Raw genomic sequence first — 15,562 nt, 5'->3', positions numbered from 1 at the left:
TGCCTTAACATTTTTCTTTTTACTACTTTTGTACTCAATTTGAGTATCTGTAGTTAATGCTAAAAATTAAACGACTATATACATTCGTCATCCAAACATTCCTACCTGTCTTTGCTATGACATTTGTGATATGTTTGTTTATTGTACTGATGCAATTCTTGTGGCGTTATGTCGAAGACCTTGTTGGTAAAGGGCTTGACATTTCTGTCTTAGCCGAACTCTTTCTATATGCCGCCTTCCAGTTGATACCAATGGCCCTGCCTTTGTCTCTGCTATTGGCTTCACTTATGGCATTCGGCAATCTGGGCGAGCGGCTCGAATTACTTTCCATCAAAGCGTCCGGAGTCTCACTGCTCAAAGCGATGAAACCCCTGATAATACTTGTCGCATTCATTTCCATTGGTGCATTCTTTTTTCAGAATGAGGCAATGCCCCGTATTCAGGTTAAATTAAGGGCATTATTATGGTCAATTAAGCAAAAATCACCAGAATTGGATATTCCGGAAGGCTCTTTTTATAGCGACATACCAAACTATAACCTGTATGTGAAGAAAAAAAATCGCGAAACCAAGATGTTGCACGAAGTGATGATATATGATACATCCAAAGGTTTCGACAACATGGCGGTTATAGTTTGCGATTCCGCCCTGATGAGAGGTTCGGAAGACAAAACCTTTCTTTTATTAAACCTGTATCACGGGCAGCAGTTCGCTAATTTCCGGCAAGCCGATATCAATAGCACTAGTAGCAGAAGCAACAATCAATTTGTGCCCTATAGCCGGGAGAATTTCAAAGAAAAAGAAGTTATAATTCCATTCAATACAGGATTTGACCGCATGGACGAATCCAATCTGGAAGGAACGCAGATATCCAAAAATATCGTTCAGCTCTCCCACTCCATCGATTCCATGAGTGCCCGGCTGGATAGTGTAAATATCAGGGACCGAAAAATAATCGGCCAGCACACATATTTCTCATACCGGAATACTGAAGCCTACCAAAACAGGCTTAAAGAAGCCGATTCGCTCAAAGTGGAGAAACCCAAAGCCTTACAAAAAAAGGAACAACCGGCAAAAATTGATTTCGATTCCTTACTGAATTCATACAGCAGAGACGAAATGGCACAACATTTAATGTCTGCTGCCAGCGAAGCCGAGAATAGCCGTTACAACATGCTGGAGTCTAACCAAAAAGCAGGACTTCAAAAAAACATCAGGTTTCACGAAGTAGAAAGACATCGCAAATTCACCCTATCCTTTGCCTGTCTTATCTTCTTCTTCATTGGCGCTCCTTTGGGCGCAATTATACGCAAAGGTGGATTAGGAATGCCTGTAGTTGTGTCTGTCGCGTTATTTATAGTCTACTATATTATAGACAACATTGGTTACAAAATGGCTCGCGACGGAGTCTGGGAGGCTTGGCAAGGCATGTGGCTCAGCTCATTTGCACTTTTCCCGTTAGGCGTATTCCTTACATATAAAGCGATGAATGACTCGGCTCTGTTCAACCCTGAAGCATATGGCAAGTTCTTCCGTAAAATATTCTTTATTAAAGTGCCTCAGAAAATAAGTGAAGAGGATCGCACTGTTATTATAAATAATATACCGGGTATATCGGAAATATCAAACCTCGGCCTTGATGGAGAAACAATAGACAACCTTCAGGCAATGGATGAGGAACATCTCAGGGATATTAATAAAAATTACACACAGTATGGTTATGCCAAGAATATGCAACTGGCAACATTAATCATTCTCAAAGCCAGAGGCGCAGACATTAACAGTATCGTTGACAATCAGAGCTATGAAGCGGCCGGCATGGATTATAAGAACTTCTGTAAGAGTTCGGTACTGACTGGAATCGGTTATCTATTGGCTATTATATTTCTCATAATAAATGTTCCGGGACTATCCATCTTTATATATGTTTCATATTTGATCCTTTTTGTACGCTCATTAACATACTATTCTATGTTTTATGCAAGTGCCAAAAAAAAATCGAAAATATATCACATCGTTGTCTCCATAGCTTCATTTGCAGCATATCCTCTGACATACTGGTATATAAAGAAAGATATGGAGAAGAACCTGAAAGAATTAAAAGAACGGGCTATTATCTGAATATAAGAAAGTATTTAATGCAACATTATTTTGTCGGGACTAACTGTTGCTGTTAAAGAGTAAAAAAGTAATAATTAGGTCTGAGACCTTAGATTAAACAAATTAACAATATATATACCCATAATAATATGGAAAAAATAAAACTGGATACAGTAGAAGAAGCCATAGAAGAAATAAGAAATGGCAACTTCGTTATTGTTGTCGACGATGAAGACCGCGAAAATGAAGGAGACCTCATCATTGCTGCGGAGGCCATCACTCCGGAAAAGGTAAACTTTATGGAGACACATGCCAGAGGCCTTATTTGTGCACCCATTACAGCAGAACGTTGCGAAGAACTTGATTTACCAATGATGGTTACTCACAACACTGCAACTCATGCCACACCTTTTACAGTATCTATAGATTTACTCAAGAATGGTGTGACCACCGGAATCTCGGCTTACGACAGGGCGCAAACAATCCTTGCCCTGACCCGTAAAGACACCAAGCCTGAAGACTTTGGCCGTCCCGGACATATTTTCCCTCTACGTGCCAAAGACAAAGGAGTACTTAGCCGTATCGGTCATACAGAAGCAGCCGTAGACCTAGCCCGCCTTGCCGGATTATATCCCGCAGGAGTTCTGATAGAGATAAAGAAAGAAGACGGAGAAATGGCGCGCTTACCTGAATTACGCGAAATGGCCGACAAGTATAATCTGAAATTAATTTCTGTAGCCGACCTTATAAAATACAGACTGGAAAGAGAATCACTGATCGAAAAAGGGGCGGAAGTAAATATGCCTACCGAGTACGGGCATTTTCATCTGATTCCTTTCAAACAAAAATCGACAGGACTGGAACATGTAGCACTTATAAAAGGAACATGGGAGAAAGACGACCCTATCCTTGTCCGCGTACACTCATCATGCGTTACAGGCGACATATTCGGCTCTAAGCGTTGCGAGTGTGGAGAACAGTTGCACAAATCAATGGAGATGATCCAGAAAGAAGGAAAAGGGGTAATCGTATATCTCAATCAGGAAGGACGCGGAATCGGACTTATGGCAAAAATGGAAGCCTACAAACTTCAGGAAGAAGGATACGATACTGTAGACGCAAACCTCCATCTGGGTTACCGTGCCGACGAACGCGACTATGGCGTAGGGGCAGCCATCCTTAGAGAATTAGGTGTCAGTAAGATGCGATTATTAACCAATAACCCTGTCAAGCGAAAGGGATTAGAATCTTTCGGACTGACTGTAGTAGGCAATGTGCCTATCGAAGTTACACCTAACAAATATAACGAGTTCTATATGCATACAAAAAAAGAGCGTATGGGGCACGATTTACATAATGTAGATTAATCAAAAAAGGCTAACAACCTAAAATAATAAACAACTATGTCACAAGTATCAGCGCGTATAGCAAGTCTTGCAGTATCGGAGACTTTGGCTATGTCTCAGAAAAGCAATGAGCTAAAAGCTCAGGGCATTAATGTCATCAACCTGAGTGTAGGGGAACCCGATTTCTTCACCCCCGCCCATGTAAAAGAAGCTGCAAAAAAAGCTATCGACGATAACTTCTCTTTCTATACACCTGTGCCCGGCTATCTGTCGCTCCGGCAGGCAATATGTAAAAAGCTGGAAACCGAAAACGGACTTAGCTATAAGCCCGAACAGATTATTTGTTCCAATGGAGCAAAGCAGGATGTGTGTAATGTGGTACTTTGTGTTGTCAATCCGGGAGATGAAGTGATTATCCCTGCTCCATGCTGGGTTAGTTATGTAGAAATGGTAAAACTGGCTGAAGGTAAAAGTGTAGTAATCCGCACAGGTATCGAACAGGATTTCAAAATGACTCCTGCACAACTGGAAGCAGCCATTACGCCAAAGACAAGAGCTATTATATTATGCTCACCGTCAAACCCTACAGGCAGTATCTATTCTAAAGCTGAACTAGAGGCAATAGCGAATGTATTGGCTAAGCATCCGAATATCATCATCATTGCAGACGAGATATACGAACATATCAACTATCTGGGAAAACATGAGAGCATTGCCCAGTTCGAAAATATTAAAGACCGTGTGGCCATTATCAACGGAGTATCCAAAGCATATGCCATGACAGGCTGGCGTCTGGGATGGGTAGCCGCACCTCAGTGGCTTGCGTCGGCCTGTAACAAGTTGCAGGGACAATATACTTCGGGAGCTTCATCTATTGCTCAGAAAGCTGCCGAAGCAGCTTATCTGGGCAATCAGCAATGTGTGGAAGATATGCGACTCGCATTCCAACGCCGTCGCGATCTGATTGTGAAGCTGGCTTCTGAGATAGAAGGATTTAAAGTGAATAAGCCGGAAGGTGCTTTCTATCTGTTCCCTGAATGCAGTTATTATCTTGGCAAGTCGTACAATGGACGGCAGATCAATACATCGGCAGACCTCGCAATGTTCCTGCTCGAAGAAGGCCATGTGGCTTGTGTGGGCGGGCTTGCATTCGAAGCACCGGACTATATCCGTTTTTCATATGCTACTTCTGACGAGAATATTGTAGAGGCTATGAGACGAGTGAAGGAGACATTGGCGAAGTTGAAGTAACTTAACAATCTATAAAAAAATAAAGGCTGACTATTTTATTATAGTCAGCCTTTATTTTTTTATAATATTAGTTATTCCGAGATAACTTCAATATCATCTACAAAGAGTACACTACCAGGGGCACCACTAAATGTATCACCTTCTGCACTGGATGAACAAATAATTGACATACGGTATTTTTTAGTAGGATCGTATGCATATGTAGTATTACCATCTTTATCCTTAAATTCAATTTGAAAAGCTGTATATTCAGCTTTCGCTGTTCCGTCTGTCAGTTTTGCGACAGCAACAAGTTTCTTATTCTCTTCGAAACTATAAGTATCAACTCCTGTAATAAACTGTGCATAATATTCTTCCTTCTGTGGAGTAGTTGGGTTTTCTGGAAGATCATTTTCATATTCGTAAAGTATAGCATTTATACTACAATTGTCTGTTGTACCTTCTTCTAAGGTTACTTTATTGTATGTTGTATTAATAATGTCGCACCTATAAAAATCAGAGCCGGGAGTATATTTATAATAACCTTTTATTGCAATCGGTCTTTTAGTATATGGAATGCCGAATTTAGTACTCAATAAAGTATTACTTGTATTTGTTATAAACTCCCCTAAAAAAAGTGACCCAGTAGTTACTACTGGATATAACGCAGATCCAGTTCCATTCACATTATTTGATAAAATAGTTTCTATCTTAGCAGCACCACTACCACTGTGAGCATCATCCGTTTTTGTAACCACTACCTGCTTAACCTTTCCCATAAGTACTAATAAACCGGCTCCTTTATTACTAGAACTCCAGCCACCTACAGGGGCATAATATGGAATCTTCAATCCACCAATAATACTACTTGCAATTCCTTCTTCTATCCACTCCTCAAAGTTATATTTACCTATTCTCTGATAAGATACAGTATAGACAGTAGTATTAGCTTTATCCTGCGAAGTTACAGTAAATTCAACTGCACCATTAGAGAAATCGACAGGGCTTCCCGATGCAGGGTCTATTGTTGCTCCGACAGAAATTTCAATGACAGGAGTCAGCTTTTTCAAATCTTCGTCTGCTGCATCAGCCGCAACAAAGAAACGGATATTTGTTCCATCGATAGTAGGTTGTTCAACTACAATAGGAGCACTGAATGTTACACTAATTATTTCCGCTTCAGGGCTTTCTCCCTTTTCACAAGTCACCGTATACATCGTCTTAGTCACACCATCTTCGGCTGTTACAGTAAATTTCACCGGATCACCCGAGAAATCGACTTTACTGCCCGGAGCCGGACTAACAGTTGCTTTGTTAGATACTGTGATGGCAGGAACCATTTCTTTAAGGTCTTGCTCTGTTGCATCATGTGCCACAAAGAATTTAATGTCGGTGCCTGTAATGATAGGTTGTACAGTGACAATATCATCGTCGAATTTCATTTCCAAAAGGGCCGATTCGGTACTCTTAGGATCATCATCGTCATCACTACATGCGGAAAAGGACAGGGCTATCAGGGAAACCCCTAATATCCAAAATAATTTCAATAAAGTTTTCATGTCTGCTAATTAATATTTAATCTTTCTTTTAGGTTAGTGTGTTAATAAAGTGTTGTTTTCTAATTTTTCTTAAGTTCCTGCAAAAGTAGGAAGTGTATATTGTAAAATGAAGGTTTATTTGCTAAAAAGGTTGCATAGCACACCTTTTTTAAGACTATTTTAACATTATCACGGTTTTGGAGAGGGTACTTTTATTAAATTTTACTAATTAATAAATTATTAAAGAGCAAGTGTTATCCATAACATAATTATTACTCATATTTGTGTATAGTATCTGTGTTTGCACTTTTTTTACATTTACACTTTCCACTGTTTAATGTGGCAATGTGAATATAAAAATGTTAAAAAACAAAAAGATTGTAACCTTTTTATTTTTTTTGCGACATATAAGTATAAAAGTTCTGGCTCGAACGCTAACACTTTATAATAAAATCTATATTTGCGTATTCATATTTTGCATATCTAACAGTTAATAAGCGTGATAAGAATTAATAACTTGAACAAGACCTACTATAACGGCGCTCCTTTGCACGTTTTGAAGGGTATCAATCTGGAAGTTGAGAAAGGAGAGCTGGTTTCCATCATGGGAGCTTCCGGTTCGGGTAAATCCACTCTATTGAACATTCTCGGTATACTCGACAATTACGATACGGGTCAGTATTATCTCGACAATGTTTTGATAAACAAACCGAGCGAGACGTATGCAGCCGAATTGAGAAACAGGAAAATAGGTTTTATCTTCCAGTCTTTCAACCTTATTTCATTCAAAAACGCAATGGAAAATGTCGCGTTACCTCTCTATTATCAAGGAATAAACCGAAAGAAGCGGAATAAGCTGGCAATGGAATACCTCGATAAGATGGGACTAGCAAGCCATGCCGACCATTTGCCCAACGAATTATCCGGAGGACAGAAGCAACGTGTTGCCATTGCGCGTGCTCTTATTGCACAACCTCAGGTAATACTGGCCGACGAACCTACCGGAGCATTAGATAGTACAACGTCAAGAGACGTAATGCAATTGTTGAGAGAGATAAATACGAATGACGGCATTACAATGCTTATTGTAACACACGAACAGGCTGTAGCCAATGCCACCGACCGCGTAATACATATAAAAGACGGTATAATAGGTTCGATAGAGATAAATGAGAATCCTGTAATAGAGATGTAAGGCTGCAAGCCCTTTATTATCCGGTAAGTAACAATCGGGAATGAGTAAGAGTTTCGATATATAATATTTAAATACTGTCCATTCCTTTAAATAACACCTTTTTCTATGTTTGATTTTGACTCGCTACGGGAAATACTCTCAACCATCAGTAAAAATAAGCTGCGGACTGCGCTTACAGGAGTAGCAGTAGCATGGGGTATATTCATGCTCATTATACTACTGGGAGCAGGCAACGGGTTAAGAAACGGTGTAACGTCCAACTTTTCGCACCGGGCAAAAAATTCGGTCACCTTATGGCCGGGCTGGACATCTATGCCCTATAACGGATTGCCATCTAACAGGAATATCAAGTTTGATCATAAAGATTATGATCTGATAAGAAATAAAATTCCGGAAGTAGAATATGTGTCGGTCCGTGTAAATCAGAATGCAACTATTGCATATGAAAAAGAGTATGGTTCATGGTCTTTAGTAGGAGTTACCGAAGATGCTGCATATATCAATAACATAGAAGTAAGAAGCGGTGATGGACGTTTCCTTAACAGAATGGACGTTATCAATCGCCGGAAGGTTGTGGTAATCAGCCCCGATATAAAAAAAGTTCTTTTCAAAGATCAGGATCCTATCGGCAAATACATTACAGCTGACAACACGACTGCATATCAGGTAATCGGAGTCTACGACGACTCAAATACTTTTAGTAACAATCCTCCGGCTTATATTCCATTCACCACAGCACAGATGTTATATAACAAAGGATGGGGATTCCGGAGTATAGACTTCACCGTTAAAGGCTTAGACACAAAAGAGAAGAATGAGAAATTTATAGAGCGTTTACGCAATAGGATGGGCAAGATGCACAATTTTGATCCGGCTGACAGATCCGCTTTATATGTAAGAAACACTGCCGAAGATATGCTGGAAGCTGAAAGTATCTTTTCCGTAATCACCTTATTCATTATCGTTATCGGTGCATCATCCTTATTGGCGGGGATAGTAGGTGTAGGAAATATTATGTTGATCACAGTGAAAGAGCGTACCCGCGAGATAGGAATCCGTAAGGCAATAGGAGCGACACCACTTTCTGTGCTGAAACTGATCATCTTTGAGTCTATATTAATTACTTCTGTTGCCGGCTATATGGGGATGGTCTTCGGTATAGCAATAACAGAAGGAATAAATAAAATGATGGAAGGAGCTGCATCCAGTGACGGACCCAATATATTCAGGGACCCTACGGTGGATCTGACAACAGTAATAATAGCAACCATAGCTTTGGTAATAGCAGGCACCGTAGCAGGATTGATCCCGGCACTGAAAGCGACCAAAGTAAGTCCGATAGAAGCAATGAGAGCCGAATAAGGTCGTCTATATATAATTTTGGTAAGTGAAACAACAATAATAAGCTACGATACGGAGAATGTATCATCAGATCCGATCCGTTGCTTAAACAGAACGAATAAAGCATGTTTGATTTAGACAATTGGCAAGAAATATGGGCTACGATAACCCGTAATAAATTCCGAAGCATTCTTACCGGACTAGGAGTTTCATGGGGGCTCTTTATGTTAATCATCCTTGTAGGTATCGGTAATTCCTTTGAAGGTGGCTTAATGAAGAATGTAAATGGTTTTGCCTCCAACTCGTGTTTCTTTTTTACCGACCGTACCAGTGAAGCTTTCAAGGGATACCGAAAAGGACGTTGGTGGAATATGAATAACCGGGACTTGGTGCTGATCCAACAAAAAGCCCGCTCTGTAGAACTTATATCACCTGTACTTTTTGGCAACAGCGGAGATAAGAACGTAGTAAACGGACAGAAGACAGGCTCCTACGGAACACGTGGAGTTTATCCCGCTCATTTCAAAATAGAACAACAGCATGTTCTTGCAGGACGTTTATTTAATGATCTGGATATTGACGGATACAGAAAAGTGTGTGTGATAGGACAAGAAGTCTATGAAACTCTTTTCCAACCGGGTGAAGACCCACAAGGCCGATATATCCGCGTTAACGGAATTTACTTTCAGGTTATCGGGGTTATTCGCCCCAAATCGCGGGCATCTATCGGAGGTGATGTAGAATCTACTGTATTCATTCCTTTTACTACCATGCAACGCGCCTTTAATCAAGGAGACATTATACACTTTCTTGCTTGTACAACAAAATCGGGATATACCGGTTCGATTGTAGAAGAAGAAGTAAAGAATATTCTTAAATCAGCGCACGACATAGCACCTACAGATGAAAAAGCAGTAAGGAGTTTCAATATAGAAAAGGAATTCCAAATATTTAACAACCTATTCACAGGGATAAATGTTCTAATCTGGTTTGTCGGAGGAGGTGCTCTTTTATCGGGGATAATCGGTATCAGTAATATTATGTTGGTAACAGTAAGGGAACGTACCCGTGAAATCGGTGTCCGGCGTGCACTCGGAGCTAAGCCAATCACAATAGTGAAACAAATATTGAGCGAAAGTTTTGTTCTCACAGCCATAGCCGGATTCCTGGGTTTCCTTTCAGGTATTGTATTAGTAGAGCTTATCAGTTTCGGTATGAGTCAGAACATGAGTGACGATGTATTTTTAATACCACCATTTGTTTCTTTCTGGACAGCGGTCAAAGCTATGATTGTATTGATAATAGCAGGTATAATATCAGGCCTCATGCCTGCCATGCGGGCACTCAGTGTAAAAGCTATAGATGCTATCAGGGACGAATAAATTTATCTATAAATATATGATAGGTTTGAAGCCTGAAGATAGAAAGTAACAGAAATAAGGTATATACAGAAAGTGTCACCTTTGTTACCTTTTAGAATTTTAAGTCCTGTGGAAAAACTGAAAAAGTGTCAAGTTTGTCAAGTTTTGTAAAAAATAATTTTAGAGTATAACAGAAAAAAAATTGTAAACTATATATTATATGAAAAAGGTTCTCAGAATAGCACTGTTTGTGATTATAGGATTAGTGGTCCTTGGCACATTCTTTTTCCTTTGGAAAAAATCGCAGCCTAAAGAAGTTAGATACGAAATCGCTACCGTTGAAGAAGGAAATGTAGAAAACACCTCAGTAGCAACAGGTAAGGTATCGCCTCGTGACGAAATTTTAATAAAGCCGCAAATATCCGGTATTATATCGGAGGTTCTTAAAGAAGCGGGTGATTTTGTAAAACAAGGAGATATTATTGCCACTGTAAAGGTTATACCCGAAGTTGCTCAATTAAACTCTGCCGAATCACGTGTAAATGTAGCACAGATTAACCTTACACAGGTAAGAGCTGAACATGAACGGCAAAAAGACCTGTTTTCGAAGGGAGTGATAGCCAAAGAAGAAATGGACAAATCGGATGCCGATTACAAAAAGGCTATCGAGGAACTGGAAAATTCGAAAGACAATCTGGATATCGTAAAAACCGGTATATCTAAAAAAACGGCACAATATAGCAACACACAAATCCGTTCTACCATCACAGGTATGATATTGGATGTACCGGTAAAAGCCGGTAACTCGGTAATACAAGCCAACACCTTCAACGATGGTACCACTATCGCCACTGTAGCAAACATGAATGATATGATATTCATAGGAAAGATAGACGAAACTGAAGTAGGCCGCGTACATACAGGTATGCCGATCAAACTGTCGGTAGGGGCTATTGAAGGTAAAAAATTTGATGCAATATTAGAGTATATCGCACCTAAAGGAGTAGAGGAAAACGGAGCTATACTGTTTGAGATCAAAGCTGCTGCCCGCATCCCTGACACAGTGATGGTGAGAGCGGGATATAGCGCCAACGCTGAAATCGTATTGGCTAAAGTGGAAAAAATATTGACTATACCAGAAAGTACAATCACATTCAGCAACGACTCATCTTTCGTTTATATACTGACCGACACTATCGACCAAAAACAGGTATTTGACAAGAAGTTAGTAAAAGTAGGGCTGTCGGACGGGATAAAAGTAGAAGTAAAAGAAGGACTCAGCAAAGGCCAGAAAGTCAGAGGCAATGAAGTTTCGGACAAGCCAAAAGAAGCTCCTAAAAATTAAGAGACGCATATGAAAAAATATATAATATCGTGCAGTTTATTACTTGTTTGTCTATGTTCTCAGGCTCAGAACAAATGGACACTAAGACAATGTGTCGATTATGCCGTCGAGAATAATATAGAACTGAAACAGCAATCGCTGGATGTAAAAAACTCGGAAATAAACCTGAGCACCAGTAAAAATAGCCGTCTGCCCGACCTGAATGCCAGTCTAGGGCAAAGTTTCAACTTCGGACGGTCTACCTTAGGGACAAACGTCTCCGAAGCGGTAAACTCATCCCGGTCGTCATTCAGTGTATCAACCTCTGTTCCTATATTTACAGGCTTCAGGATTCCAAACCAGATAAAGGCTGACGAGCTGACTTTACATGCAGCGATGGAAGGGTTGAAAAAGGCTCAGGAGAATCTGGAATTGCAAGTGGTATCCTTATACCTCGATGTATTGTTCAAAAAAGAAATCCTCAAAGCGTATCAGGAACAGGCAGGATTGAGCAAACAGCAGGTAGATCGCACCAGTATGCTGGTTGAATCGGGCAAGGTGCCAGCATCCCAATTGTATGATATAAAGGCACAGTTGGCAAAAGATGAATCGAATGTGACAATGGCCGACAATGATCTGGCTTTGTCGCTCCTGAATTTGTCTCAGGCCCTGAATCTTGCTTCGAGCGACGCTTTCGATATTGAAGAGCCGAAAGTAGACAATATAGTAGATAATAATCTGGGGAGCGTACTTCCGCCAAATCAGGTCTATCAGATGGCTCTGGGTATTAAACCTCATATAAAGGAAGCTGAATATAAACTTGAGAGCAGCAAGAAGACCTTGAAAGTAGCTCAGGCAGGTTATTGGCCTACTCTTGGATTCAGTGCAGGTTATAGTACTTCATACCAGAGTGTATCAGGACAAAACAATGTAAGTTTTAGTAAACAAATCCGAGATTTCGGCTCCGAATATTTGAGTTTTAGCTTAAGTATTCCTATCTTTAACCGTTTCGAAACAAGAAACAGAGTGCGAAGCGCACGTCTTAGTATCGAGAACCAGAATTTAGCGCTTGACAATGTGAAACTTGCATTATACAAAGAGATTCAGCAAGCATACCAGAGTGCAGTTTCGTCCCAGGCCAAATATAATTCGGCAAGCAAGGCTTATGAAGCCGCTGACGAATCGTTCAAATATGCCCGTGAACGTTATGACATTGGTAAATCGACTGTATTTGAATTTAACGAAGCCCAAACAAAATTGCTGACCAGTAAATCGGAACGTATACAAGCGAAATACGATTTCATATTCAGAGCAAAGATTCTGGATTTCTATCAAGGTAAAGAAATCGATATAGAATAAAGATATAGTAGTTTAGTGAAGCGCCTTCCATAATGATTAAAGCCCTGTGATATATAAAATCACAGGGCTTTTTTTGCATTGATATGAATACTCAAACAGACAAAAGATCACATCTGACAGAAAGTTTAAGTCTGTTCTACCCCCCTCTACAGATTTTCTACAGGTTCTTCATTTAGCTTTGCGTCTGTAATTATAATATAAGCTATACACAAACCATTATTAATAAAAGACAACATTATGAAACAGTACTTCAATCTTGCAGCTAGCTTAATCACAGGGCTACTTCTTCTGATTACACCAGCTTGCAGTTCTGATGAAGATGATATAATAGACAATAATATTGTAGATGTAATCGAGGGTCCATCAAAGAACGATGTTTTAAGCATTCCTACAGATGCGGCTTATTTGGGGGATTCAATCAGATATATGAGGACATATGCGCTAAGCACTCACCCGATAAAAAAGGTATCTGCTTCCACCACTCAAAATGGGCATATAGCTGTATTCGGCGGTTATAAAGAACAGACAGCCATATATATCTATGCAAAGGCTGACAACGAAAGCATAGACTTATCTGATGAACAAGCAAAAGCACTACTGGAAAAATATTACAATATAGAGTCATATGCCAACGATACTGAAATAGTAGCCAATGTTTCTGAAAAGAGTGACGTAATACAAGGTACAGACTACCGTAAGCTAAGGGTCTCTATCAAGATTTTCACACCTGAAAGCGTATCCACAGCTCTAAGTATAGTCAAAGGTAGTATCATAGTAAAAAACATAAGCGGAAACAAGCATATAGCCAATTCCATATCCGGCACAATCAAATATACTGATTCGTCGGGCAGGAATTTTACAATGGAATCTGAATCCGGATATATAGGAATGATTAATACGAGTGCTTCGGAATCCATGAATACAAAATTATCCAAAGGGAATATTCAACTGGTATTACCCAAAGGGACTAAAGCTTCTCTGGACTTGCAGTCGTCTACAAATATAAATGCATATATACTTAATAGTTCTAATTTTAAAGGAACTAATTCGAGAACTAAAGTACAAGGCAAGCTGAGTGGAGGAGGTTTTCATATCAACTCTACATCAGGCCTGGGAGTCATAGTTCTCCGATGGTACGAAAATAATGAGAAATATTAAGTTATTATAGTTCGACCCAAACTTTTATAGCCTTTACAAAACCGCAATGATAGCAGGGTACCATCTATAAAGGGTACTCTGCTTTACTTAAAATAAACAAAGATTATTATGAGAATATACTTAGTTCTGTCCATATTATTATTGAGCTGTACAACGACGGTTAGTGCTTTTCATTCTTTGCAGTACGGGAATAATATGCCTGAAAAGATACAGGCATTTCTGGACAGGCATTTCAGTAAATATGAAATAGATAAACTAAAGTATGATACAAAAGACGGAGAATGTAAAGTAAAATATAAAAATGGAATTAAGGTTCAGTTTAACGGAAAAGGCGACTGGGAAGAAATAGAAAGTGACTATACTCCCCTACCCAAGAGCATTATTGATATATTACCTAAGCCTGCAATTGCCTATATAGCTAAAAACCACCCACAGAAAGCTATTGTGAAGGTGAAACATAAATCGTATGGATATAGAGTAAAATTGGCCGATGCAGCCGAATTGAATTTCAATCAGACAGGTAATTTAATTAAGGTATCTCACTAAAGAAATCTTCCAGACCTACTATATACGCAAAAAGGGAAAGCATCGGTAAACAAGACTTTCCCTTTTTTATATATAAAGTATAAGATTATCCAAAAAGCTTCTCCGGATAAATCCTGTCATCTACCAATTCCTGTATGCGCAAGGCCACTTCTGGACGATCGGTTGCATATGTAATGCCAAACCAAACCGATGGTGTATTTATCAGTTTCACTTTTACTTCTTTCTTCTCTACCAAATCATTGACTACGGTAGGGATAAGAAATTCCGCCTTGAGGTTGTTCTGGTTTTCTTTGAGGAAGTTCTCGAAACTTTTTTCGGACAAGTCGAAATAGTCGGGTGTGAAACCCCACATATTCATCGATACAGGAGTTGTATCTGTGAGTTTTTTCCATGTACCATCCTCATCTTTGTAGCAAGGAACGCCATCAATTCTTTCTATCTGAGTCCGTTCCACAACCTTGGTCAGATAATTTTCATCATCGAGCTGACATATACCACGCGCCACTGTTCCGCTTTCGGAGAGGGTATTACCTAACAGATAGCCTATCATGCAATAGCTACGGGTCTTATCCCCCATAGTCTTGAGCATACCTGCTAAAATCTGAAAACTGGAACGACCATAAAAATCATCGGCATTAATAATACCAAAAGGCTCCTTAATAACATCTTTTCCCATCAGCAAGGCATGGTTTGTTCCCCATGGTTTTTCTCTTTCGGGATTCGGTACAAACCCTGTAGGAATATAGTCTAATTCCTGAAAAACGACCTCTACAGATATTTTGTCCTCATATTTCGATATCACTTTTTCTCTGAATTCTTTCTCAAAAGAGTGTCTGATAACAAATACTATTTTGCCAAAACCTGCCTGTATAGCATCATACACAGAGTAATCCATGATGGTCTCCCCATGAGGGCCTAGTCCGTCAAGCTGTTTGAGGCCTCCGTAGCGGCTACCAATTCCGGCCGCCAAAATAAACAATGTAGGTTTCATCTTTTCCTTTGTTTGAATGTTATATTTGGATTTGTATTCCTTCCGGATTACATTAATCCGGAATTGTCCTCAAA

12 protein-coding genes are annotated in these 15,562 nt (G+C 39.7%); 10 read left to right on the top strand and 2 right to left on the bottom strand.

The annotated features are described in order from the left end of the window. Positions 1 to 56 precede the first annotated feature (56 nt). From QZL88_RS15365 to QZL88_RS15355, 3 genes are all read left to right on the top strand, one after another. Positions 57 to 2,120: an LptF/LptG family permease gene (locus tag QZL88_RS15365; protein ID WP_296942523.1), complete on the top strand. Its 2,064-nt coding sequence runs from the start codon at positions 57 to 59 to the stop codon at positions 2,118 to 2,120. 128 nt (positions 2,121 to 2,248) lie between these two features. After that, a complete protein-coding gene (locus tag QZL88_RS15360; protein ID WP_296942521.1) occupies positions 2,249 to 3,466 on the top strand; it encodes a bifunctional 3,4-dihydroxy-2-butanone-4-phosphate synthase/GTP cyclohydrolase II in 1,218 nt (405 codons plus the stop codon). 36 nt (positions 3,467 to 3,502) lie between these two features. Next, positions 3,503 to 4,696, top strand: coding sequence for a pyridoxal phosphate-dependent aminotransferase (locus tag QZL88_RS15355; RefSeq protein ID WP_296942519.1), 1,194 nt, complete (start codon positions 3,503 to 3,505; stop codon positions 4,694 to 4,696). A gap of 71 nt (positions 4,697 to 4,767) precedes the next feature. On the opposite strand, the gene QZL88_RS15350 is transcribed toward QZL88_RS15355, so the two are convergent. Continuing rightward, complete coding sequence (locus QZL88_RS15350) at positions 4,768 to 6,234, bottom strand: PCMD domain-containing protein (protein ID WP_296942517.1); 1,467 nt, start codon at positions 6,232 to 6,234, stop codon at positions 4,768 to 4,770. A 478-nt stretch (positions 6,235 to 6,712) separates the two neighbouring features. On the opposite strand from QZL88_RS15350, the gene QZL88_RS15345 reads away from it, so the two are divergent. From QZL88_RS15345 to QZL88_RS15315, 7 genes are all read left to right on the top strand, one after another. Beyond that, positions 6,713 to 7,408 (top strand): ABC transporter ATP-binding protein, encoded by a 696-nt coding sequence (locus tag QZL88_RS15345; protein ID WP_296942515.1) that lies wholly within the window; start codon positions 6,713 to 6,715, stop codon positions 7,406 to 7,408. 105 nt (positions 7,409 to 7,513) lie between these two features. Next, positions 7,514 to 8,770 (top strand): ABC transporter permease, encoded by a 1,257-nt coding sequence (locus QZL88_RS15340; protein ID WP_296942513.1) that lies wholly within the window; start codon positions 7,514 to 7,516, stop codon positions 8,768 to 8,770. A 104-nt stretch (positions 8,771 to 8,874) separates the two neighbouring features. Next, on the top strand, positions 8,875 to 10,131 hold the full coding sequence (locus QZL88_RS15335; RefSeq protein WP_296942510.1) for an ABC transporter permease: 1,257 nt from the start codon (positions 8,875 to 8,877) through the stop codon (positions 10,129 to 10,131). Positions 10,132 to 10,330: 199 nt separating this feature from the next. Beyond that, complete coding sequence (locus QZL88_RS15330) at positions 10,331 to 11,455, top strand: efflux RND transporter periplasmic adaptor subunit (protein WP_296942508.1); 1,125 nt, start codon at positions 10,331 to 10,333, stop codon at positions 11,453 to 11,455. Positions 11,456 to 11,464: 9 nt separating this feature from the next. Next, entirely contained in the window at positions 11,465 to 12,793 is a 1,329-nt protein-coding gene (locus tag QZL88_RS15325) for a TolC family protein (protein WP_296942506.1), read from the top strand. 237 nt (positions 12,794 to 13,030) lie between these two features. After that, complete coding sequence (locus QZL88_RS15320; RefSeq protein WP_296942504.1) at positions 13,031 to 13,951, top strand: hypothetical protein; 921 nt, start codon at positions 13,031 to 13,033, stop codon at positions 13,949 to 13,951. A 108-nt stretch (positions 13,952 to 14,059) separates the two neighbouring features. After that, positions 14,060 to 14,497: a PepSY-like domain-containing protein gene (locus QZL88_RS15315; RefSeq protein ID WP_296942502.1), complete on the top strand. Its 438-nt coding sequence runs from the start codon at positions 14,060 to 14,062 to the stop codon at positions 14,495 to 14,497. An 85-nt stretch (positions 14,498 to 14,582) separates the two neighbouring features. On the opposite strand, the gene QZL88_RS15310 is transcribed toward QZL88_RS15315, so the two are convergent. Then, on the bottom strand, positions 14,583 to 15,488 hold the full coding sequence (locus QZL88_RS15310) for a nucleotidyltransferase (RefSeq protein WP_296942500.1): 906 nt from the start codon (positions 15,486 to 15,488) through the stop codon (positions 14,583 to 14,585). Between the last annotated feature and the right edge of the window lie 74 nt (positions 15,489 to 15,562).

The organism is uncultured Dysgonomonas sp., from assembly GCF_900079725.1.
In the GTDB taxonomy this organism is placed as follows: Bacteria; Bacteroidota; Bacteroidia; order Bacteroidales; family Dysgonomonadaceae; genus Dysgonomonas.
The sequence above is the reverse complement of the archived record's forward strand: the minus strand, read 5'-3'. Positions and strand labels throughout refer to the sequence as shown.

Excerpts from the sequence above, each read along its gene's own strand:
- QZL88_RS15365 (WP_296942523.1), top strand. The coding sequence starts at position 57 with ATGCTAAAAATTAAACGACTATATACATTCGTCATCCAAACATTCCTA.
- QZL88_RS15360 (WP_296942521.1), top strand. The coding sequence starts at position 2,249 with ATGGAAAAAATAAAACTGGATACAGTAGAAGAAGCCATAGAAGAAATA.
- QZL88_RS15355 (WP_296942519.1), top strand. The coding sequence starts at position 3,503 with ATGTCACAAGTATCAGCGCGTATAGCAAGTCTTGCAGTATCGGAGACT.
- QZL88_RS15350 (WP_296942517.1), bottom strand. The coding sequence starts at position 6,234 with ATGAAAACTTTATTGAAATTATTTTGGATATTAGGGGTTTCCCTGATA.
- QZL88_RS15340 (WP_296942513.1), top strand. The coding sequence starts at position 7,514 with ATGTTTGATTTTGACTCGCTACGGGAAATACTCTCAACCATCAGTAAA.
- QZL88_RS15335 (WP_296942510.1), top strand. The coding sequence starts at position 8,875 with ATGTTTGATTTAGACAATTGGCAAGAAATATGGGCTACGATAACCCGT.
- QZL88_RS15330 (WP_296942508.1), top strand. The coding sequence starts at position 10,331 with ATGAAAAAGGTTCTCAGAATAGCACTGTTTGTGATTATAGGATTAGTG.
- QZL88_RS15325 (WP_296942506.1), top strand. The coding sequence starts at position 11,465 with ATGAAAAAATATATAATATCGTGCAGTTTATTACTTGTTTGTCTATGT.
- QZL88_RS15320 (WP_296942504.1), top strand. The coding sequence starts at position 13,031 with ATGAAACAGTACTTCAATCTTGCAGCTAGCTTAATCACAGGGCTACTT.
- QZL88_RS15315 (WP_296942502.1), top strand. The coding sequence starts at position 14,060 with ATGAGAATATACTTAGTTCTGTCCATATTATTATTGAGCTGTACAACG.
- QZL88_RS15310 (WP_296942500.1), bottom strand. The coding sequence starts at position 15,488 with ATGAAACCTACATTGTTTATTTTGGCGGCCGGAATTGGTAGCCGCTAC.